Here is a 20,628-nt window from a genome sequence, read left to right on the forward strand (position 1 = left end):
TTTATCTTTACCCCTACCTAAATACACACATGCATGGGGTTGGTTACTGCGAAAGAAGTGGCAAAAGTGGTCCATCTGGACAAATATGGCTTTTTGGGAACTTTTGTGGGATGGCTTTTGATGGTTGCCACCAAGATTACCACCATTAATCGATTCTACAACAAGAACAAGGAACTTCCGGGGCCGGAATTTCTGGATGCCATCCTTGAACATTATGAAATTGATTTTGAGATTCCGGAGGAAGATCTGAAGAGACTTCCCAAGTCCGGGCCCTATATCACCATAAGCAACCATCCCCTTGGGGGAATAGATGGGGTGCTGCTCCTTAAGCTGTTGTCCAACGAGCGTCCCGATTTCAAGATCATCGCCAATTTTCTGCTACATCGGATAGAGCCCCTTCGGCCCTACATCATGCCCGTTAACCCATTTGAGAGCCACAAGGATGCCAAGAGCAGTATCACTGGTTTCAAAAGTGCACTCAACCATTTGAGGGAAGGCCACCCACTGGGGATTTTCCCGGCGGGGGAGGTGTCCACTTACAAAGATGGCAAATTAGTGGTGGACAGGCCTTGGGAGGAAGCGGCCATCAAACTGATCCGAAAAGCGGAAGTGCCCGTAGTACCCATCTATTTCCATGCGAGGAACAGTCGTCTTTTCTATGCGCTTTCCAAAATGAACGATGTGTTCCGGACGGCCAAACTACCGTCAGAGCTGACCTCACAGCGGATGCGTCCCATTAAGGTGCGTATTGGGCAGCCCATATCGGTGGCCACACAGAACGAGGAGGAGACTTTGGAATCCTTTACCGAACTGCTCAGAAAGAAGACCTATCTGCTGGCCAATGCCTTTGAAAAGGAACGTTTGATAGACAAGGTACCGACCTCTTTGAAGATCCCGAAACCGCCCCAGAAAATCGCAACGCCCATCAATGCCAAAGTGCTTGCCGAAGAAATAGAGCGGTTGCGCGAAAAGGATTGTCGCGTGCTCCAGAGCAAAAATTATGAAGTGTTCCTGGCCAAGCAAGAGGATATGCCCTTTTGCCTGAACGAAATTGGGAGGCAACGCGAAGTGACCTTCAGGGAAGTGGGAGAGGGGACCAACAATGCCATCGACCTGGACAAATTCGATTCCTATTACCACCATCTTTTTCTTTGGGACGATGACGACAAGGCCATTGTCGGGGCCTACCGAATGGGATTGGGCTCCGAAATATTTGAGAAATATGGGATAGATGGGTTCTATCTGCAAGATCTTTTTCGATTTGAGCCAGAACTGTATGGGATGATGGCCAAGTCCATAGAAATGGGAAGGGCCTACATCATCAAGGAATACCAACAAAAACCCATGCCCTTGTTCTTGTTGTGGAAGGGGATTGTTCATACCACATTGAGGCATCCGGAGCATAAATACCTGATCGGGGGGGTGAGCATCAGCAACCAGTTCTCCAATTTTTCAAAATCCCTGATGATCGAGTTCATGAAGTCCAACTATTGGGATCCTTATGTGGCCCAATATATCCGTCCCAAAAAGGAATTCAAGGTAAAACTCAAGGATGCTGACAAGGAGTTTGTATTTGATGAGACCCAGGCCGACCTGAACAAGTTCGATAAGCTCATCAGCGAGGTGGAGCCAGGGAACTTAAGATTGCCGGTATTGATCAAAAAGTACATCAAGCAGAATGCGAAAGTGGTGGCCTTCAATGTGGACCCTCTTTTCAACAATTCTGTGGATGGGCTTATGTACATCAAGATTGCCGATCTACCCGAAAGCACGGTAAAACCTGTGATGGAGGAGTTCCAGGCCGAGTTGGAGCGAAAGATGGCCGAAGGCAATGGTCCAGTGGTCAGCTAGATCAGTCCATCCCTACGGTACTGCTACGCCTTTCAAACAACAGATTGTCTTTCCATACTCCATAGATCTTGCCTATCCGCTCGCGTTTGCCAATATATCGGAAGCCCATCTTTTCATGGAGTTTGATGCTGTCCGAATTTTCAGGGAAGATTCCAGATTGTATGGTCCAAAAACCGGCTTTTTCACTTTCTTCGATCAAGCGTTCCATCAACAATCGGCCTATTCCCTTGCCGCGACTCTGGGCGGAAATATAGATGCTGACTTCACCGACACCTCCATATACACAACGGCTGGATACCGGTGAGAGGGCCGCCCACCCCAAAAGGGTACCGTTTTCCTCAACAACCAATCTGGAATGCGTGGTGTGGGAGATGTCCCATTGGTCATAACCAGGGGCACTGGTCTCAAATGTAGCAAATCCTGTAGCTATTCCTTCGGAATAGATGTTGGAAACCTGCTCCCAATCGGAAGCAATCATCTGTCGGACTATCATATCACTCTGGATTAACAACAGCCTGATCCTGGGGTACAACATGCTTTTTCGGCAACTGGATCTTCCACAACAACGCCGCAGGTCTCCTTGGCCTTGCAATCCGTTTTTTCAACGGATAGTTTCATGATGAGGGCCTTGTTGTCCAAAACATAATCACTCACATAAAGTTGGGCGGTATGGAATTGAGGATTGCTGTATTCAAATTTGATCTCGGCATCTTGGACCATGGGTTTGATGCGGTCCACCTTGTTCAGGATACCCAACGCTTTATAGGCCGACATAAACTCGGTCTTGCCTTTCTCCTTTGGACTTTCCCAAAGCTGGATAATGGTCTCTTTCCAAAAATCGGTATTGGCACCACAGTCAACAGCGTCAATGGTGATGTTCTTCACTTCGGTGATGTGGTAGTTGGCCCCAACGAACCGTTCCGGTGCATATTCAAAGTGTAAACTTTTGTCTTGATGTTGTTTTAAAAGGGATAGGAATTCGGATGTTTTCATGGTTAACAGCAATTACGGTTAATATTGGAAAAGAACAGATGGAAGGACTGTTGCAGTTCTTCCCAACGTTCTTGGTTGATGCAGTAGCAGAGGTTCTTTCCTTCGAAGGTGCCTTTGAGGAGACCTATCTTCTTGATTTCGTTCAAATGTTGCGATATGGTGGGCTGAGACAGGCCAATTACATCCACAAGGTCGTTGCAGATGCAGTTTTCCTGTTTGCTGATATACTCCAATATGGCGACCCGTGCAGGATGCGCCATGACCTTGGCAATTTTTGCCAGCTCATTGTGGGTTGCGGAAAACATATGTGTTTTGGAGGCTCCCATGAAAATGCCTATGAATGAAAATTTAATATTGCAATATTACGATGATATATCGAAATAAAAAAGCCGAACAGAAAAATATTCGGCTTTGGGTACTATCAATTATAGACTTTTGAACCAGTTTTGGAAATGCTCACCCACCAAAAATACAGGCTTTTGATTTCCGTTGATGGCTCCGATCAAACTCATGATCCATAAGATGAACGGGAAAATCCATGCGATCAAATTCACAATAGGAATGATTCCCAAGACAAATCCCAAAAGGAAGATGCCAAGAATCTGTCTGATGTAAAAAGAACCAATAGCGGTTTTGTTGCTACTGTTCATGATGATGGCTATGATCCATCCGATCAAGGTCAAATGGGCAATAATCGCCACAGTTTTCCCACTATCAGGATTTTTGGGATCAAAGGTATCCTTTACATCTTCTTTGAATTCTTTGGCAGCTTCTTCAGCTTTGTCTCCTAAGTCTTTTTTTTCTTCGGACATTGTTTTAAATGTGTTGGTTAATGAAAGCTAAATGTAGGAAATAAATCAATATCTAAAGGAATGCTTTATCAACAGGTTCCCATAGTTCCAGTTTGTTGCCTTCGGGATCCATGATCCAACCAAATTTTCCATACTCATATTCTTTAATCTCCCCGATGACCTGGACCCCTTCCTTTTTGAGGGCTTCCAATAGTTCCACAAGGTTTTCTACCCTAAAGTTCATCATAAACTGTTTTTCGCTGGGTTGGAAATGGGATGAATGTTCGTCCATTGGGCTCCATTGCGTCATGCAATCCTTGCCCTCTTGGTCCTTCCACCAAAAGGAACAGCCGTAAGGGTCCGTGTTGAGGCCCAAATGCTCCTTGTACCATTCCTTGATTTTGTCCGGGTCTTTGGTCTTGAAGAAAAAACCGCCCAATCCCGTTACTCTATTTTTCATGATTTTTTGATGTTTTGTTCATAGATCTTGATCCATTCCTGAGGCGTCATCTTTTGGCACAATTCCCCGATGAGTTGATAGGGAATGTTCTGGATGTTCTTGAAACGGATGCAGCTTTTGCCCATGTCCAGTTTGGTGCTCACATGTTTGGGATATTCGCCCACGAACCAATCATGAATTTTTTTATCGGCATAGATGGCCGAATGGTACAAGGCCACAAAATTTTTCTGTGAGGCAATGTTGGCAAAGGGCAGGGGAAGCTTTGGGTCGCAATGGTAGCCGTCCGGATAGAGGGAGTGGGGCACCACAAAACCGATCATCCCATAATTGATGCATTCCTCAAAACCCTTGGGAAGGTTGTTTTTTACGGTCTCTCGCAATTTTGAAATGGCATCTTTGCGCTCTTCGGGTACTTTGCTGATGTATTCTTCCGGTGTTTTGGCGTCTATGGTCATATTGGAATTATTTTCGATGTAAGATCAATGAAGAAAGCAGACTGATGATGAACCCAATGATGAAAACCGTAAGGGCCATAAAGGTGAAGGACATCAGAGGATTGGAAAATTGTTCACGCTCCGCTTCCAGTCGGGCCAACTGTGCCTCCAACTCATCCGCAGGGAGGGATGCCCTTAAATTATCGGAGGCATTTTCATAGTAATCGGCCATGAAATCAGGGTTCAGCACCTCGGTGTAAAAGACATCCAAAAGCCCAAATACAAGGGCAGTGATAAGGCTGATCAGGATACCGATGATCAACGCATCCTTGAAACTTAGCTTGCCTGCGTTTTCCTTGTCCCTATACTGTTTGATCCCAAAATAGACAAAACTGAGGGAAAGCACAATGGACACATAGCCCAACACTTCCTGAACCGATAAGGAGAGGCCATCCAAGGCAAACCAACTGATCAGAAAGAGGACACAAATGGTGATGGCACCATACGCTCCAAATTTCACTACTGTTTTTTTCATGGTTTTCAATTTAAAAGATTGGACCAAAAGTAGGGGTGCGGTACAGTTGAGGGCTCATACTAAAGTACCAAAATCGGGGAAAACTCCTTTGAAAAAGTCTAGATGGATAAAATTTGCAGGTCTATGGCCTTTTGTATGGCCTGGGTTCTCCGCTTGGCATCGAGCTTTAGGAGGAGGTTGGAAACGTGCGTTTTGATGGTGCTTTCGGAAACAAAAAGGGTATTCGCGATTTCCTTATTGGACAATCCCTTGGAAATATGGACCAGTACTTCATATTCCCTTTTGCTTATGCCGAGCTGCTCCACTTTTTTTAGGTCGATGGGACCACTGGGGTCTGCGGATGGGCGAATGGTCTTTCTGTTGATGTATAACCCTACGAAGAAAAAAACAAGGGCTATTCCGGAAAGGATGATCTCAATGGAAGTATCCCCGGAAAAGTAGGCATAGGAACTCAACTTGAAGAGCGCCAACAAGGCAATGATCAATGCAGAGAACACAAGAATAGTCTTTTTCACCCCATAAAATTAGCAAAATTTGGCCTTGACCTTGTCCACAATGGTCTGAGCCAGCTTTTCCTTGCTTTCCACGGTCCATCCGGCCACATGGGGGGTCAGCAGAACGTTCTTTGCCTTTCGGAGGTATTTGAAGGCCTTGGGTTTTTGGACGAACATGTTCTCAAAGGATTTTTTCTCATACTCCAACACATCCAGCCCAGCGCCCAATACCTTCCCGGATTTCAATGCTGTGACGAGGTCCTCGGTCACCACACATTTGCCCCGGGCAGTATTCAACAGCCAAAAAGGTTTGTGGAATGCATTGATGAACTCGGAATTTACTATGCCTTGGGTAAGTTCCGTTTGGGGAACGTGAAGGCTCACCACATCGGATTTTTGCTGGAACTCCATGATCCCTACTTGACGGGCATTCTCGTCGTCCACGCCGCCCACGATGTCATAACAGATCACCTCTACATCAAAGCCCCTTAGTTTTTTGGCAAATGCCTTGCCCATGTTCCCATAACCGATGATCCCCACGGTCTTGCCGTCCAGTTCCACACCGCGGTTACCCTCACGGTCCCATTTGCCCTTTTTCACCTCGCGGTTGGCCTTGCACATATGGTTCATCAGGGAGAGCAACATGCCCAAAGCGTGTTCGCCAACAGCGTTGCGGTTGCCCTCGGGTGCAGAAGCGAGGTATATGCCCCTGTGTTTGGCATAACGGACATCGATGTTTTCCAATCCGGCCCCGACCCTGCCAATAAACTTCAGGTTGGTTGCCTTTTCCAAAAATTGCTGGTCCAGCGTGAACCGGCTCCTGATGATCACTCCATCGTACAAGTGGATTTTTTTTTCCACTTCTTCTTTGGTAGAGGTATAGTCTTCGTGGTTTTCAAATCCCAATTGGGCAAATTGCTCCAAGAGCAATGGGTGGTTGGTGTCAACGTGGAGAATTTTCATGGGATCAAAGATACGATTCCTAGATTTTTGGATAGTGGGTCTGGGTTTTTTCGTGTTGGACCTTGCCGGTATGCGAAGTGGACAGTTTTTCAAAGAGCAGCACATGCACCTCTTCCCCGTTCTTGGTCATCGGGTTGTGCTCCACCCCTTTGGGCACTACAATGATCTCACCTTCACGGACCACTTCGGTCCTGTCCCTAAATTGCATATAGAGGGTCCCTTTGATCACTTGGAACAGTTCATCCTCGTTTTCGTGGGAATGCCAGACAAATTCGCCCTGTAGTTTGGCAAGAAGTACCTGCATATCGTCCACAACGGCTATTTGGTGCGGATGCCATTGCTTCGTGAATTCGGCATGTTTTTGTTTTAGGTTGATGGGTTTCATCGGCAGAAATTTAAATCCCCAAGATCAGTTTGGCGATGGAGAAATAGATCAAGATTCCAAAAATATCGTTGCTTGTGGTGATGAATGGCCCTGTGGCAATGGCGGGGTCAATGCCTCGCCTGTCCAAGAACACGGGGATAAAGGTCCCGATAAGGGCCGCGATGATGATGACGAGGATGACGGCAATCCCAATGGTAATGGAAACCACGTAGGGGGTGTTGAACAAAAAGTGACTGACCAATAATACCACTGCAGCAATGGCGAGGCCATTGATGAGACCAATGGCAAATTCTTTCAAAAGTCGTTTCATGACCTCTCCCTTTACCGTGTCGTTGGCCAATCCCTGTACCATGATGGCCGAAGATTGGACCCCAACGTTCCCGGCTGTGGCCTGGATCAAGGGTACAAAAATGAGCAATATGGGAAAGTCTCCCATCAAAGGTTGGAAACTGTTGATGATGCTTGCTGCACCGATGCCTCCGAACATGCCTATGAGTAGCCAGGGTAGGCGTGCGCGGGTGATTTCCCAGATGCTGTCGTCGGCCTCCACCTCCCTGGAGATACCGGCGGCCAATTGATAATCCTTGTCGGCCTCTTCCCGGATCACGTCCACAATGTCATCAATGGTGATGCGCCCCACCAGTCTACCGATCTCGTCCACTACAGGAATGGCCTCCAAGTCGTACTTGGACATGATCTTGGCCACATCCTCAGCGTTTTCGTTCACATTGACATAGTCCACTTTGGGAATGTACACATCTTTGATGTTCGTTTTGGTGGATGTGGTGAGCAGGTCTTTCAAGGAGAGCCTTCCTTTGAGTATTCCCTCGTCGTCCACTACATAAATGGAGTGCACACGGGTCACATTTTCGGCTTGGGCCCGCATTTCCTTCACGCAGGTGAGCACGTTCCAGTTTTCGTTCACTTTCACAAGCTCTTTGGCCATCAAACCCCCAGCGGTGTCCTCGTCATAGCGCAACAGGTCCACAATGTGCTTGGCGTGCTCCCTGTCCTCGATTTCGGAGATCACCTCTTGGATGATTTCCTTTGGCAGCTCGTTGATGATGTCCGCTGCGTCGTCGGTATCCAGTTCCTCCAACTCGCTCGCGATCTCTTTGGCGGTAAGGTTGTTCAATACCGCTTCCCGGATGTCCTCGTGCATTTCCGCAAGGATATCGGAGGTCTTCTCACTGTCCAGCAGCTTGATGAGATAGGTGGCCTCGTCCACATCCAGTTCATCGGCAATCTCTGCGATGTCGGCATAGTGGAATTCCTGCATCATCAACTGGAGCTCGGCGTTCTTCTGCTCCGCGATCAGTTGCTGGATCTCTTCTAAAAGCTCGTCTGTAAGTTTAAACGGGGTCATTGGCTATCTTTTGGGTCAACGTTACAAAATCTGCCACACTGAGCTGTTCCGGGCGTTGGTCAAAGATAGTATCTTCTTTGAGATTATTGGATAGGCCGAAGGTTTTAAGACTGTTGCGGATGGTCTTCCGCCGTTGGTTGAAGGCCGTTTTCACCACTTTGAAAAAAAGGCGTTCGTCGCAGGCCAATTTCTGTTCGTCCCTTCGGATCAGGCGCAATACACCGGAATCCACCTTTGGTGGCGGGTCAAAAACGGTGGGTGGCACGGTGAACAGGTATTCAGCCTCATAGAAGGCCTGTACCAGCACGGACAGGATGCCATAAGTCTTGCTCCCTGGTTTTTCACAGATGCGCTGGGCCACTTCTTTTTGGAACATCCCTGAAAATTCTGGGATCTGTTCCCGCATTTCCAACATTTTGAAAACAATCTGACTGGAAATGTTGTAGGGGAAGTTGCCTGTGATGGCAAATGGCTCATCGCCATAGAGTTCCGTCAGGTCGAACTTTAAAAAATCGGCCTCGATGACGTTCAGACGATTGTTTTTTTGAAGGATTTCCGAATGTTCCAAGGGAAAACTGTGGTTCAGGTACACGATGGATTCCGCATCGAGGTCCATGGCCACGAGATCTAGATCACGCTTGAGCAGATGTTTGGTGAGCACACCCATTCCGGGGCCGATCTCCAGCACGTTTTTGTACCCTTTTAGCGTAAGGGTCCCTGCTATCTGTTCGGCAATGGTCTCATCCGTGAGAAAATGCTGTCCCAAATGCTTCTTGGCCCGAACGGCACCTTCTTCCTGTTTTTTGGCTCCGCCTTGGGCAGACCATTTTTTCTTCTTTTTGGACACGGCCGGTTTTTTTGCAAGTTACTGGGAATTTTCGATATAGACCCATGCCTCCAGACCAGATTCCAAAGGGAATTTTTCCCGTTTGTAGGCATCGGTCTCATAGGCATCTGCCTTTTCCAGATCGGTGATGGAGACTTGGTACACGGTCCCTTTCACCTTGTCCTTCGTGTCTTCAGTTGGGATGACCACAGGATACTGGCCATAAACGGCATTTTCCATCTTTTTGAAACCCAAAAGTGCATCGGGATGGCCTTGCACGAGACGCCCAAAGACATCTTGCTGTACCTGCCCTTCTTGCAGGGTGCCATAGGTGAAAAGGTGTTCCAAGGTGCTAGGGAATTTGTTGGCTGATGACTTCCAATTCTGTCCTGAAGGCCACAAATTTGTTGGGAAAGTTTTTTTGTGCCTCGGCCCGCAGGCGGCTTGCATCTTCCCGATAATAGGCCTCGAGGGTCTGCCTGTCCTGTGTGGTGTATTGGATGGAATAGGTGACCCCGCCCATATCATCCTCCACCAGGACCTTGACCATTTTGGCATGGGAGAATTTGCCGGTTTCCAACATATCGGGAATGTGTTTGTCCCTCATCCATACCAACCATTTGTCATGGACACTTTCATCAATATTGATGGTGACGTTGTAAATGAGCATTTGTCGTTTTAAATTTCGATAGAGGTGAAAATTAGTCTATTTTTTTTGGGAATCCAATAGTTTCGGACGTCATGGAACAAATGTAGGTAGTGAACAGTTGAAAAATCTTTATGATGAGATTCCTGCCTTCGTGGGAATTGCAAAAAATCAATTAATAGCATCCCCGCGGAGCTTTCTAAAATTGGTCCGGGCCTGTGGGAAATAATAACTGTCCTGATAGTTGTAGATGATCTTTTCAAAATGGGCCTTTGCCTTTTCTGGATCGTTCAGGATGTTTTGGTAGAGTTCCCCAAGGGCAAAATGGGCATCATCGGCTAAAATGCCATCCGCATAGAACTCCACGATTTTTTTATAGTTGAACTCGGCACTCTCATACTCCTTTTGTTCCACCAAAAGTTGGGCCTGTTTCAGCAGGGCCTCGTCCTCGATCTTTTCCCCTTTGTGGTTTTGCAAAATGTCCTCCAAGGTCTCAATCGCCTCTTTGTTCTTGTTCTGGTAGGCGAGCAAATCTGCCCGGGCATATTTTTTCAATGCGGTCTGGGTGGAATCTTCCAGGGAATTGTCGGATATCAAAAGGCTCAGTTGCATGGCGTCGTTGGCGATGAGCTGGGAGGTGGAGCCTCTGAGCACCTTCAATTGGGTAAGTGCCCAATCAAAATCCCCTTTGTAGAAACTGGTCTGTGCCACCTTGAAGCGCGCATCTTGTCCGAGTACATCGTTCTTGAGGCTTTTTTGCACTTGGGTATAGAGGATGAGGGCCTCATTGAACCGCTGGTCGTACACCAGAATATCTCCAAGGGCCAATTTTACATAGGCCATGGCCAGCCTTCCCATGGGCAGTTCCAGACTTTCCTTGAGCATGCCAATGGCAGGTTCGGGCCTTTCCCGTTTGAAGGTGAGAAAATTGGCGTAGGCTATCTGCAGCTGTAACGTTTGGCCTTGATTCCCATACTCGGCCACGAGGTCCTTGAACTGTTTTTCCACATCGTCCAGTGTTTTTTGCGTGGGATTTTCCAGCACAATATCAATGAGTTGGAGTTGGGCATTCAGTTTGACCCTTGGGTCGTCACTGCTGTCCACGATGTACTGGAAAATGGAGGTGGCAGTTTCAAGGTCTTTGTCCTCCAGGGCAATGTCCCCCAGATTTTCCAAGCGGTCCATGTTGCTTCCTTCGGCACGCTTATAAATGGCCTTTTCCTGTCCAAAGGCACTGTTGTATTGTTTTTGTTGCACAAAGAGCCAGCTCAGAAGTTCGTTCCAGAGCACATCGGGATTTTGTTGCGCATTTCTGAGGAGTACCTTTCTGAGTAGGGCGTTGTTTTCGTCCGTGGCGTCTTCGGAAATAAAATCATCGATGTTCCGAAGCACATTGGAGCGCGATGTCTTTCCTTCCCAGATCAGGTTGAGATAGGATTGGTACATTTTCTCGATATCACCTTGTTCCCCGTAGATGCGCGCCAGTTGAAAGTCGTAGTTCAAGTCTGGCTTGAGCTCCATGGCCCTGGAGTAGCCTCGTATGGCATAGTCGAGCAGGTTGTATTTTTGGAAACGATAGCCCACACTGTATCCATAATTGGGGTTTTCGTCTATTTTTTGGATGGCCTGTTCATAGTGTACGGCTGCTTTTTCAGATTGGTCCTGAAGGGTGTAATTATAGCCCAGTTCAATATAAAAAGTGGGAAAGGCGTAGGGGTCGGTTATCTTCTCCTGCAAAAAGGCCTCGGCCTCATCGTAGCGTTCCAATTGTTGGTAACAGGCCACCAGTCCCTCGGCATAATCGGTGCGTCTGGGATTGTTCTCAGCCAACTTTTCGTAGAAGACCACCGCTTTCTCATAGTCCCCATCATTGAAATATTGTTTGGCCAAAAAGTCCTCTTGGGCCATGGCCGAGATGTGGAGCACGCAGAATGATATGAGAAACAAAAAGTGCCGCAATCGCTTGTTTTTATTTCAAATATAACGTAGAAATACCTGGGATTCTGTTAAGCGAATCCAAATAAATATTGGAATTGCGCTGACAGATATTAGGAGCTTGTCATCAAATTGAAATGATGGGGTCGATCAGGGTTGCCCCAAAAGTCCAAATGGCAGGGTCGGCAGTTCTTCCACCCAAGAGTTACCATGTTCTTTTTTGAGTAGATTGGCAATCAATAAATTATTGGCCTTGGAGAGTTGATATGTCTGCGGGTCGATCATACAATTTCCGAACTCAAAAGTTACCCCATACTCATCGGTGAAGTTTTTGAACCTTTCATCTCCTTGATTCGTTATACCGTGCATCAAGAAGGCCAAATCGGAAAAATTCACTTTTTCCTTATAAATAAGGAAAATCCCTTTTTTTGGTAATGCTGGTATATTTGAGGATTTTGACATGATGGGTTTAATTTTCAGGATTATGACTGATTGGTCAAATACCACTTTCGGGGCCATAAAATCAGCCTGAAAATCGGGAGAACTGAACTGGAAAATATACTTTCCTTGTTGTGGAATTGAAATTTTTAGATCATCCAAAGAATTTATCTCGACAACATCAAGATAGTTTCCACTTTCAACAGTTATGAATCCGCGAGTGAGCTCTTCATTTGGAGGATTGTCGAACTTTATAACAACATCGACGCCCTTTGGACCCTGCGCATGAGAAAAATGCATTAAACCGATCAATAGGAGAATGATCTTCATGGATCTATCTTTTTGCAATGACTTGCGATAAACCAAAAAGTTGCAAACTATGCCTATCCAAAGTTGGATATCAACTGGAAAATGGGATAGGGAAAAACCCTAGTCGATCATATCGAACCCGCAATAGGGGACCAACACTTCAGGAATTTGGATGCCGTTTTCGGTCTGGTAATTTTCCAAAATGCCCGCCAATACCCTGGGCAATGCCAAAGAACTGCCGTTCAAGGTGTGGGCCAACTGGCTCTTCCCGGTCTCGTCCTTGTAGCGTAGCTTGAGGCGATTGGCCTGAAAGGTCTCGAAATTGGAAACGGAACTGATTTCCAACCAGCGGTCCTGCGCGGTGGAAAAGACTTCAAAATCGTAGGTTAGGGCAGAGGTGAACCCCAGATCACCCCCACAAAGGCGAAGGATACGGTAGGGTAATTTCAGTTCCCTAAGAATGTTTTTCACATGCTCCACCATTTCGTCCAAGGCCTTGTAGGAATTGTCGGGATGTTCCAGACGCACAATTTCCACCTTATCGAACTGGTGCAAGCGGTTAAGTCCGCGCACATGGGCGCCATAGCTTCCGGCCTCCCTTCTGAAACAAGGGGTGTAGCCCGTGTATTTGATGGGGAAATCGCTTTCGGCCAACAAATCGTCCCGGTGCAGGTTGGTCACGGGGACCTCGGCGGTCGGGATAAGGTACAGGTCATCGGCCTGCACGTGGTACATTTGCCCTTCCTTGTCGGGCAATTGTCCCGTGCCGTAACCAGAGGCTTCGTTGACCAAATGTGGCACTTGCATTTCGGTATATCCTGCTTCGGTGTTCTTATCCAGGAAATAGGAAATCAGGGCGCGTTGCAATCGGGCACCCTTGCCTTTATAGACGGGAAACCCGGCCCCGGTGATCTTGACCCCTAGTTCAAAATCAATGATGTCGTATTTTTTGGCCAGCTCCCAGTGTGGTAATGCTCCTTCGGATAGTTTGGGAACGTCACCCTCGCTGAAAACCTCCTCATTGTCCGCTTCGGAACTTCCGGCGGGTACCAAGGCATGGGGCATGTTGGGAATCAGGTACAATTGGTCCTGCAAAGCGGTCGCAGTGGCATTCAGGTCGTCGCCCAATTGTTTTGACGCTTCCTTCAGGCCAGCGGTCTTTTCCTTCAGTTCATTGGCCTCTTGTGCTTTTCCAGATTTGAAGAGCATTCCAATTTCCTTGGAAAGTTTGTTGGATTCGGCCAATGTGTTGTCCAATTGGGTCTGTATGGCACGTCGTTTTTCATCGAGTTCCAAAACCTTGAACACCATGGGTTCTGCATCGATATTGCGCTTTTTTAAAGCAGTGATGACATTTTCCTTGTTTTCCCTGAGAATCTGTAATTGAAGCATGGCCTTATTTTGAGCCGCAAATTTAATCGAATATTAAGAAGTCCCCAACTTATTATTCCTTGGGTGAAGGTAGAATCCATTCGTTGTGGGAGAAATGCTTCCATGGCACGCTGGCTAGATCTACCTCAGGGTCGATGAACTCGTGGTACGACCCTTGGTTCACCTTTACCTTGTTGTCCACAAAAACTTGCACATCTTCCCCTTTGTCAGCAAACTCCTTTTTGAGCCGTTGGGCAAACTGCCATGAAAAATCGGGATAGCAGGCCACCCGATTTCGTTGTTTGGTGGTCAGATAATCTTGCAGGGAGATATAGGTCACCTTTTCGGTCTCTTTGTTCACCACCCGGTAGCGGATGGTCCCGGAGCGGCTGCGCAGCATCATGCGCCAGCTCAATCGATGCCCTTCCTCGGTCCAGAGCACATCATCCACAAAAAAATGGTGCCTCAGCGGCAACGCGATCTGGATCACAAAGTAAATCCCTAAAATGACCAGAATGCGGTTTTTATTTTTTGGAAGGACATGGGCCCCGTCCATTTCAACGGTCTTGGTCTTGAGAAAAATGTTCCGGATGGTCTGTGGTTCAAAAAAGAACAGGCTAAAGGCAAGGGACAGATAGGGGAAGATTCCGATCTGGAACACAATACTATTGAAAAGATGGAAGAAAATGGACAACACAAAGGCAATTTTCCGTGTGGGCCTCCACAAAAGTGCGGGAACGATGAGCAGGTCAAAGAGAATGCCGAAGATGGCCACAATTTTGTGCACCCACTTCTGTTGGAGCAACTCACCGATCAGGGCGTAATCCTTTTTGGACTGCATCAACACTTCTATCATACTGAAATCCAGCCAATCGGCATATAGTTTGGCGACGGACGCATAGGTGTAGACAATGAACAATTGTAGGATGATGGTCCACCGAATCCAGTTGGACATGCTGTGTGACCGCAGCCTGGGATAGAGCCTTGCATCCAGCGAAGCATCTTTGTGGGCAGGGAAAAAGGCCATGATGAAGGCCAGCAGCATCAACAGGTAATAGTGGTTGTTATAGGAGGTCTTTTGCATGAGATAGACCCCGGTCCACATTAGGGCGAAGGTGAGTGCCGCAAAGCGGTACCGATAGCCCAAGGCGATCATAAGTCCCAAAGTGCCCATAATCGCGAAATAGATGTACATGCCGTTGCCCGGAAGGGGTTGTAGCCATTCAAAACCGATAAAGGAGAAGGTGAACTTGGGTTCCACCAAGGTTCTCCGTACCCAACCAGTGGCTATGGCGCCATAGCATTCCGCACTCACCAAAAGCCCGTAGAAAATGCGAAAGACGATGAGCTGGGCGTTGTCTATCTTTTTGAACAGGAAATGGGCGAGCATCTATTTCGCGATTAGTTCCAACGAGTAATCTTTGTCCTTTTTCAGTTGCGCCTTGAGTTCTTCAATGGAACCGAATTTTTGTTCGTCACGGATCCGATGGAGGAGGGATACCTGTATCTTTTGGTCATAGAGGTTGCCTTCAAAATCGAAGAAATTGACCTCGATGCTCTTTTCGGTGCCATCCACCGTGGGGTTGTATCCTATGTTCATCATCCCAAAATACACTTTCCCGTTGATGGTGCTGCTGACCACGTAGGCCCCTGTTTTTGGAATGAGTTTATACGTTTCGGCAATGTGCAGGTTCGCGGTCGGGAACCCAAAGTCCCTGCCCATTCCCTTTCCTTTTTTTACGGTTCCTGTGAGCATATAGGCATAGCTCAGATAATTGTTGGCCGTGGTGATGTCGCCTTCCAAAAGTGCCTTTCTGATTTTTGTGGAGCTCACCGAAATGTCGTCCACTTCCTGGGCGGGGATTTCTTCCACTTCAAAGTCCAGGGTTTCACCAAAGGCAATGAGATCTTGGATGTTCGCATTTCTGTTGCGCCCAAATCTATGGTCATAACCGATGATGATTTTTTTGGTCTTTAGGCCGTTCACCAAAACATCGTTCACAAAATCAGTGGCGGACAACCTTGAAAATTCCATCGTAAATGGATGCACGATCAAGTAATCCAGGCCCAAGGTCTCCAATATCTGGGTCTTTTCTTCCAAGGTATTCAACAGTTTGATGTCCACATCTTTCTGCAGTACCATTCGCGGATGGGGGAAAAAAGTGAGCACTGTGGATTTCAGTCCTGTTTTTTTGGCATTGTTTGTGAGGCGTTCCAATATCTTTCGGTGACCTAGGTGCACACCATCAAAGGTACCGATGGTGGTTACCGTTTGGAATGAATTGTCGTTGAAGTGAGAAATGTTATGGATTGTTTCCAACTGATCAAGAAATAAAAAAGGCTTACATTTGAATTAATACTACGCCCTGAATCGGTATGAGAGCTAAATTACACCTTGTTTTTTCAATAACCATAATTTTTAGCTGCTTTTACGTTCATGGGCAGCAGGGGTATTGGAAATCCATCCCTAAACAATCCCATCTAAAAAGTGTGTCCATCAAGGATATGGGAAAGGCCAAAAAAGTCCTTGCCTTGGACAGGGCCCTTTTTTCCAAAGAGGTGGGGTCGATGTCCTCTTCCAAAGGAAAACAAGTGGTCTATCTGCCAGGTCCCGATGGGGAGGTCCTACCTTTCTATTTGGAAGAAACCCCGGTACTCCACCCCGATCTCGCAAAAAAATACCCAAATATCAAATCCTACACTGGGGTAAGCCCCGATGGAAAATATAAGATCAAACTCAGTAGTTCGCCCAAGGGTCTTGAGGGCATGGTGGTGGACCTGGGCACTCATAGAAAGACCTTTATGGAGCCGGTGTCCAATGCAACGGACACTTATGTGGTGTATGAAGAAGGTGACGGGGCAGCTGAAAAAGATGGCTTTATCTGCGAGACCGAAAAATCCGTAATGGCCACGGCAAAGACCATTGTCCCCTTGGTGGACGATCAGGTGTTGCGAAAGTTCAGGATTGCCGTTTCGACCACTGGGGAGTATACCACTTTTCATGGAGGCACTGTTGCAGGGGCCTTGGCGGCCATCAATGCCACGATCACTAGGGTGAACGAGGTTTTTGAGACCGATTTGGGCGTTACCTTGGAACTGGTTGCCAATAACGATTTGATCATTTTCACCGATTCCGCAACCGACCCTTATGGGAGCAGTTTCAACTCGCAGGTGCAATCTACGCTCACTTCGGTCATTGGAGAGGCGAATTACGATGTGGGCCATTTGTTCCACAAAGTGCAGTTGGCTTCACAGAACAATGGCAATGCGGGTTTTATCGGTTCGGTTTGTATCGATAATAGAAAGGGGAGTGCCTTTTCTTCTGCATCCATCCCTCAAGGAGATGTCTTCGACCTCGATTTTGTTTCGCATGAACTTGGGCACCAGTTTGGGGCGAACCACACGTGGTCCTTTGAATCGGAGGGCTCAGGGGTACAGGCCGAACCGGCCAGTGGTAGCACCATTATGGGCTATGCGGGAATCGTGTCGGGCAATAATGTAGCTCCAAACGGTGATGATTATTTTCATTACAACAGCATACTTCAAATATCCGCGTATTTGGAAACGGTTTCCTGTGCCGTGACAACACCATTGACCAATGCTCCGCCCGTGCTCACCCCGGTTGATGATTTTACGATACCCAGGGGCACCGCTTTTGTATTGGAAGGTAATGCAACGGACCCTGATGTGGGCGATGTACTCACCTATACGTGGGAACAAATAGATGATGGAGTGGTGACCAGGTCAAATTTTGGCCCGTCCAATCCCAGTGGGGCTATTTTCAGGTCATTGCCCCCAAGTACGGACCCTGCCCGCTATTTTCCCAGACTTTCGGAAGTTGCACAGGGCAATCTGACCCAGACCGATCCCGCTGTGGGCAGCGCATGGGAAACGGTGTCCGAAATAGAGCGGGACCTACAGTTTGCCTTTACGGTAAGGGACAATGCGGTAGGTGGCGGACAGGTCATCTCCGATGTGTTGGAGGTAAAGGTGGTCAAGGCCGCAGGACCTTTTGTGGTCACCTCACAGAGTTCCAGCGAAGTTTACCAAGCAGGTTCCGTTCAAGAAATTACATGGGATGTCGCCAACACCAATATCTTGCCCATAGACGCCAAGATGGTGGATATTTTTCTTTCTTTGGATGGGGGGTTGAGCTTTCCAATCACCTTGTTGGAAAATACCCTCAACGATGGAAGCGAAGAAGTCCTTCTGCCTGGAAACATCAGTGGTTCCGCTAGGGTCATGGTAAAGGCGAGCGATAATATCTTCTTTGCCATGAACGCTTCCGATTTTACCATTGAAGAATCACAGGTGGTATTGAATTTTGATGCCTTGGACTTTGAAGTCTGTCAGCCAGATGATATTGTGATCCCATTGGTGTATGAAACCTATTCGGGCTTTGCCGAAACATCCACATTTTCTGCGGATGTCCCTGTGGGCCTCAACGCCATTTTTGCCCCCTTGGATGCCAGTGCCAATGATACGGCCGTCAATCTGACCCTATCAAACACCATCGGAGTTGCTCCCGGCGTTTATGATATTACGGTAACCTCCACTTCCGCCTCCGTGACCAAGAGCGTGGTCTTGTCCCTAACGGTACAGGATGGGGTATTTGCAGATGTGTTGCCCAGTTCCCCTGCAAACGGGGAGATCGGGGTTTCTCTCAATGCCCAACTTCTTTGGGAAGAAAGCCCACTCTATTCAAGCTATGATGTGGAAATCGCGACCGACATTGGTTTTGTGGATGTGGTAGAATCCGTTACGGTGCCCTTCAATTTCTACAAAACCGCGATGCTACAAGAAGAAACCGAATATTTTTGGAGGGTTCGTCCCAGTAATGGCTGTGGCGCGGGGACCTTTGGCACTGCTTTTAGCTTTACCACTTCGCAGGTGAATTGTAAGAGCTCTGAGGCCAGGAACGTCCCTCAGGATATTTCATCCGTGGGGACACCTTTGGTGACCTCTTCCATACAGTTTTTTGAAGACCTGCCGATTTCGGACATCAATGTGAATCTGGAAATTGACCATTCTTATTTGGAGGATCTCATCGTCACCTTGATCTCGCCGGCTGGCACAAGAGTGGCCCTGATTTCCAATACCTGTGGCGAATTGAACAATATCAATGCGGTTTTTGATGACGATGGAGACCCCATTTTGTGTTCCGGCAACCCCGCAATTTCGGGAACGGTGCAGCCGTTGGGCTCGTTGGGCTCGTTGCAGGGGGAATCCATTTTGGGGGAGTGGACATTGGAGGTGCAGGATTCCGCTCCGAGTGATGGTGGTGCGTTGGTGGCATTTTCCCTTGATATCTGCGTGGAGGGAGTGTACAGACCTGACGATGACGAAGACGGGGTTTTTGATGATGGCGATGACCTATGTTTGGGAACGCCGAAGGGTGTCGAGGTGGACACCAATGGATGTGCCATCTATCGGTTTGCTTCGGATAATTTTGGGATAGAGATCCAAAGTGAAAGCTGTAGGAGCAGCAATAATGGTTCCATCACCATTGTCCCGGAAAACACGTCCATCGCCTATAGTGCTGTTTTGGAAGGTGGAGGGGCTCCGGTGAATGTTGATTTTACCAACTCCCATACGTTTGGAAACCTTAGTGCAGGCGAATATTCCGTTTGTATCACGGGGACCAATGGCATGATCACCTATCAAGAGGTGTGTTTCACGGCGATCATCACCCAACCTGATGAACTGGATATTTCAGCCATTTTGAACTCAAATGTCTTGGACCTTACCTTGAGCGGGGCTACCTTGTACAATGTGGAGCTTAACGGTCTGGTCACCCAAACGGAGTTGTCCAAAACACAAATGACCCTGAAAGAGGGCGTCAATACACTAAGGGTCTATTCCAATTTGCCCTGCCAAGGCGTTTTTGAAAAGACTTTTTTCTATTCCTCTAAGCCGATACTTTCCCCTAATCCAGTAGATGCCGTTACCGAAGTTTATTTGGGCGGTTTTGTGGGGGATGTAGGGGTAGAGATTTTTTCCGTAAACGGACGATTGGTTTATACCGATGATAAAAAAGCGACAGGGGAGAACCTTCAACTGGACCTATCCATGCTGCCCAAAGGAATCTATTACCTAGGTCTGGATAAAAATGGGGCAAGGGAAATGTTTAAATTCATAAAAAGATGATTCGGAAGATTTTAGGACTGTCCATATTGGCTTTGTTGGTTTCATGTGGGGGTGATGATGGTCCGCCGCCTGCACCCGAAGGCGCAGAATTGGTGTTTCCGGATGAAAATTCCGAGTGTACCACCGGTGTCAGCGTCAATGAAACGTTGAGTCAGGTCACTTTTCAATGGAGGGCTTCCAGAAATACGGAAAATTATACCTTGAGTGTGGTCAATCTTGACACCAATGTGCCTCAGACCATTTCAACATCGTCTACTTCGGCCAGCCTTTCCATTGCCAAGGGCACCCCTTTTGCGTGGTCGGTCACTTCCCGAAGTTCCCGGTCCGATCAGGTGGCCTCAAGCGAGACATGGCTTTTTTACAACGCGGGGTCGCAGACCACATATCCTCCCTTTCCTGCCCAATTGGTAAACCCACTTTCAGGATCTACGGTATTGAAAAACATTGCCAACGAAGTGGTCCTGGAATGGCAAGGTGCAGATGCGGACAATGATGTGGCCTCGTTCGATGTGTTCTTCTCGACAAGCAATCCTCCGGAAAGTTTTGTGGGCACCACCACTGCCAGAACAATGGAACTGCCAGTGAGCGTGGAATCGGCTACGGTATATTATTGGAAGGTCATCACCACCGATCAAGAAGGCAATACTTCAGATTCCGGGGTGTTTGAGTTTAAGGTATACTAGG

At 47.5% G+C, this 20,628-nt stretch carries 22 protein-coding genes; 3 read left to right on the forward strand and 19 right to left on the reverse strand.

All coding sequences use genetic code 11. The annotated features are described in order from the left end of the window. Positions 1-33 precede the first annotated feature (33 nt). Positions 34-1,851, forward strand: a complete 1,818-nt coding sequence (locus DB398_RS08865) for a GNAT family N-acyltransferase (protein ID WP_108424038.1) — start codon at positions 34-36, stop codon at positions 1,849-1,851. Position 1,852: 1 nt separating this feature from the next. On the opposite strand, the gene DB398_RS08870 is transcribed toward DB398_RS08865, so the two are convergent. The 19 genes from DB398_RS08870 to DB398_RS08960 form a co-directional block, all read right to left on the reverse strand. After that, positions 1,853-2,344: a GNAT family N-acetyltransferase gene (locus tag DB398_RS08870; protein WP_108424039.1), complete on the reverse strand. Its 492-nt coding sequence runs from the start codon at positions 2,342-2,344 to the stop codon at positions 1,853-1,855. 11 nt (positions 2,345-2,355) lie between these two features. Further along, complete coding sequence (locus DB398_RS08875) at positions 2,356-2,844, reverse strand: DUF6428 family protein (protein ID WP_108424040.1); 489 nt, start codon at positions 2,842-2,844, stop codon at positions 2,356-2,358. A gap of 2 nt (positions 2,845-2,846) precedes the next feature. After that, complete coding sequence (locus DB398_RS08880; protein WP_108424041.1) at positions 2,847-3,170, reverse strand: ArsR/SmtB family transcription factor; 324 nt, start codon at positions 3,168-3,170, stop codon at positions 2,847-2,849. A 99-nt stretch (positions 3,171-3,269) separates the two neighbouring features. Continuing rightward, a complete protein-coding gene (locus DB398_RS08885; protein ID WP_108424042.1) occupies positions 3,270-3,656 on the reverse strand; it encodes a hypothetical protein in 387 nt (128 codons plus the stop codon). 52 nt (positions 3,657-3,708) lie between these two features. Then, complete coding sequence (locus DB398_RS08890) at positions 3,709-4,095, reverse strand: VOC family protein (RefSeq protein WP_108424043.1); 387 nt, start codon at positions 4,093-4,095, stop codon at positions 3,709-3,711. Next, a complete protein-coding gene (locus tag DB398_RS08895; RefSeq protein ID WP_108424044.1) occupies positions 4,092-4,550 on the reverse strand; it encodes a DUF1801 domain-containing protein in 459 nt (152 codons plus the stop codon). The genes DB398_RS08890 and DB398_RS08895 overlap by 4 nt, the downstream gene beginning before the upstream one ends. 7 nt (positions 4,551-4,557) lie before the next feature. Beyond that, the gene (locus tag DB398_RS08900; RefSeq protein ID WP_108424045.1) at positions 4,558-5,064 is read right to left on the reverse strand and encodes a DUF4199 domain-containing protein; all 507 of its coding nucleotides are present in this window, start codon (positions 5,062-5,064) and stop codon (positions 4,558-4,560) included. A 98-nt stretch (positions 5,065-5,162) separates the two neighbouring features. After that, the gene (locus tag DB398_RS18660; RefSeq protein ID WP_108424046.1) at positions 5,163-5,579 is read right to left on the reverse strand and encodes a response regulator transcription factor; all 417 of its coding nucleotides are present in this window, start codon (positions 5,577-5,579) and stop codon (positions 5,163-5,165) included. Positions 5,580-5,588: 9 nt separating this feature from the next. Then, positions 5,589-6,521 (reverse strand): 2-hydroxyacid dehydrogenase, encoded by a 933-nt coding sequence (locus tag DB398_RS08910; RefSeq protein WP_108424047.1) that lies wholly within the window; start codon positions 6,519-6,521, stop codon positions 5,589-5,591. A gap of 19 nt (positions 6,522-6,540) precedes the next feature. Beyond that, entirely contained in the window at positions 6,541-6,906 is a 366-nt protein-coding gene (locus DB398_RS08915) for a cupin domain-containing protein (protein WP_108424048.1), read from the reverse strand. 10 nt (positions 6,907-6,916) lie between these two features. After that, the gene (gene mgtE / locus DB398_RS08920; protein ID WP_108424049.1) at positions 6,917-8,272 is read right to left on the reverse strand and encodes a magnesium transporter; all 1,356 of its coding nucleotides are present in this window, start codon (positions 8,270-8,272) and stop codon (positions 6,917-6,919) included. Continuing rightward, the gene (rsmA, locus tag DB398_RS08925; RefSeq protein ID WP_108424050.1) at positions 8,259-9,119 is read right to left on the reverse strand and encodes a 16S rRNA (adenine(1518)-N(6)/adenine(1519)-N(6))-dimethyltransferase RsmA; all 861 of its coding nucleotides are present in this window, start codon (positions 9,117-9,119) and stop codon (positions 8,259-8,261) included. The genes mgtE and rsmA overlap by 14 nt, the downstream gene beginning before the upstream one ends. Before the next feature lie 18 nt (positions 9,120-9,137). Continuing rightward, a complete protein-coding gene (locus tag DB398_RS08930) occupies positions 9,138-9,446 on the reverse strand; it encodes a gamma-glutamylcyclotransferase family protein (RefSeq protein ID WP_159076369.1) in 309 nt (102 codons plus the stop codon). A 4-nt stretch (positions 9,447-9,450) separates the two neighbouring features. Beyond that, positions 9,451-9,768: a DUF4286 family protein gene (locus DB398_RS08935; RefSeq protein ID WP_108424052.1), complete on the reverse strand. Its 318-nt coding sequence runs from the start codon at positions 9,766-9,768 to the stop codon at positions 9,451-9,453. Positions 9,769-9,915: 147 nt separating this feature from the next. Beyond that, positions 9,916-11,652, reverse strand: a complete 1,737-nt coding sequence (locus DB398_RS08940; protein WP_108424134.1) for a tetratricopeptide repeat protein — start codon at positions 11,650-11,652, stop codon at positions 9,916-9,918. 177 nt (positions 11,653-11,829) lie between these two features. Beyond that, positions 11,830-12,447 carry an FEKKY domain-containing protein gene (locus DB398_RS08945; RefSeq protein ID WP_108424053.1) on the reverse strand — a complete coding sequence of 206 codons (618 nt, stop codon included), beginning with the start codon at positions 12,445-12,447 and terminating at the stop codon, positions 11,830-11,832. Between the two features lie 99 nt (positions 12,448-12,546). Then, on the reverse strand, positions 12,547-13,818 hold the full coding sequence (gene serS / locus DB398_RS08950) for a serine--tRNA ligase (RefSeq protein ID WP_108424054.1): 1,272 nt from the start codon (positions 13,816-13,818) through the stop codon (positions 12,547-12,549). Positions 13,819-13,870: 52 nt separating this feature from the next. Next, positions 13,871-15,187: an HTTM domain-containing protein gene (locus tag DB398_RS08955; RefSeq protein WP_108424055.1), complete on the reverse strand. Its 1,317-nt coding sequence runs from the start codon at positions 15,185-15,187 to the stop codon at positions 13,871-13,873. Further along, a complete protein-coding gene (locus DB398_RS08960) occupies positions 15,188-16,117 on the reverse strand; it encodes a bifunctional riboflavin kinase/FAD synthetase (RefSeq protein WP_108424056.1) in 930 nt (309 codons plus the stop codon). 170 nt (positions 16,118-16,287) lie between these two features. Between DB398_RS08960 and DB398_RS08965 the strand changes: the two genes are divergently transcribed. Then, positions 16,288-19,944, forward strand: coding sequence for a zinc-dependent metalloprotease (locus tag DB398_RS08965; protein WP_234416159.1), 3,657 nt, complete (start codon positions 16,288-16,290; stop codon positions 19,942-19,944). Further along, complete coding sequence (locus tag DB398_RS08970) at positions 19,941-20,627, forward strand: hypothetical protein (protein ID WP_108424058.1); 687 nt, start codon at positions 19,941-19,943, stop codon at positions 20,625-20,627. The genes DB398_RS08965 and DB398_RS08970 overlap by 4 nt, the downstream gene beginning before the upstream one ends. The last annotated feature ends 1 nt before the right edge of the window (position 20,628 follow it).

Source organism: Flagellimonas amoyensis (assembly GCF_003058265.1).
GTDB lineage: Bacteria > Bacteroidota > Bacteroidia > Flavobacteriales > Flavobacteriaceae > Flagellimonas > Flagellimonas amoyensis.

Excerpts from the sequence above, each read along its gene's own strand:
- DB398_RS08885 (WP_108424042.1), bottom strand. The coding sequence starts at position 3,656 with ATGTCCGAAGAAAAAAAAGACTTAGGAGACAAAGCTGAAGAAGCTGCC.
- DB398_RS08935 (WP_108424052.1), bottom strand. The coding sequence starts at position 9,768 with ATGCTCATTTACAACGTCACCATCAATATTGATGAAAGTGTCCATGAC.
- DB398_RS08900 (WP_108424045.1), bottom strand. The coding sequence starts at position 5,064 with ATGAAAAAAACAGTAGTGAAATTTGGAGCGTATGGTGCCATCACCATT.
- DB398_RS08880 (WP_108424041.1), bottom strand. The coding sequence starts at position 3,170 with ATGGGAGCCTCCAAAACACATATGTTTTCCGCAACCCACAATGAGCTG.
- DB398_RS08895 (WP_108424044.1), bottom strand. The coding sequence starts at position 4,550 with ATGACCATAGACGCCAAAACACCGGAAGAATACATCAGCAAAGTACCC.
- mgtE (WP_108424049.1), bottom strand. The coding sequence starts at position 8,272 with ATGACCCCGTTTAAACTTACAGACGAGCTTTTAGAAGAGATCCAGCAA.
- DB398_RS08875 (WP_108424040.1), bottom strand. The coding sequence starts at position 2,844 with ATGAAAACATCCGAATTCCTATCCCTTTTAAAACAACATCAAGACAAA.
- DB398_RS08945 (WP_108424053.1), bottom strand. The coding sequence starts at position 12,447 with ATGAAGATCATTCTCCTATTGATCGGTTTAATGCATTTTTCTCATGCG.
- DB398_RS08865 (WP_108424038.1), top strand. The coding sequence starts at position 34 with ATGGGGTTGGTTACTGCGAAAGAAGTGGCAAAAGTGGTCCATCTGGAC.
- DB398_RS08870 (WP_108424039.1), bottom strand. The coding sequence starts at position 2,344 with ATGATAGTCCGACAGATGATTGCTTCCGATTGGGAGCAGGTTTCCAAC.
- DB398_RS08910 (WP_108424047.1), bottom strand. The coding sequence starts at position 6,521 with ATGAAAATTCTCCACGTTGACACCAACCACCCATTGCTCTTGGAGCAA.
- serS (WP_108424054.1), bottom strand. The coding sequence starts at position 13,818 with ATGCTTCAATTACAGATTCTCAGGGAAAACAAGGAAAATGTCATCACT.
- DB398_RS08955 (WP_108424055.1), bottom strand. The coding sequence starts at position 15,187 with ATGCTCGCCCATTTCCTGTTCAAAAAGATAGACAACGCCCAGCTCATC.
- DB398_RS08940 (WP_108424134.1), bottom strand. The coding sequence starts at position 11,652 with ATGGCCCAAGAGGACTTTTTGGCCAAACAATATTTCAATGATGGGGAC.
- DB398_RS08970 (WP_108424058.1), top strand. The coding sequence starts at position 19,941 with ATGATTCGGAAGATTTTAGGACTGTCCATATTGGCTTTGTTGGTTTCA.
- DB398_RS08890 (WP_108424043.1), bottom strand. The coding sequence starts at position 4,095 with ATGAAAAATAGAGTAACGGGATTGGGCGGTTTTTTCTTCAAGACCAAA.
- DB398_RS08915 (WP_108424048.1), bottom strand. The coding sequence starts at position 6,906 with ATGAAACCCATCAACCTAAAACAAAAACATGCCGAATTCACGAAGCAA.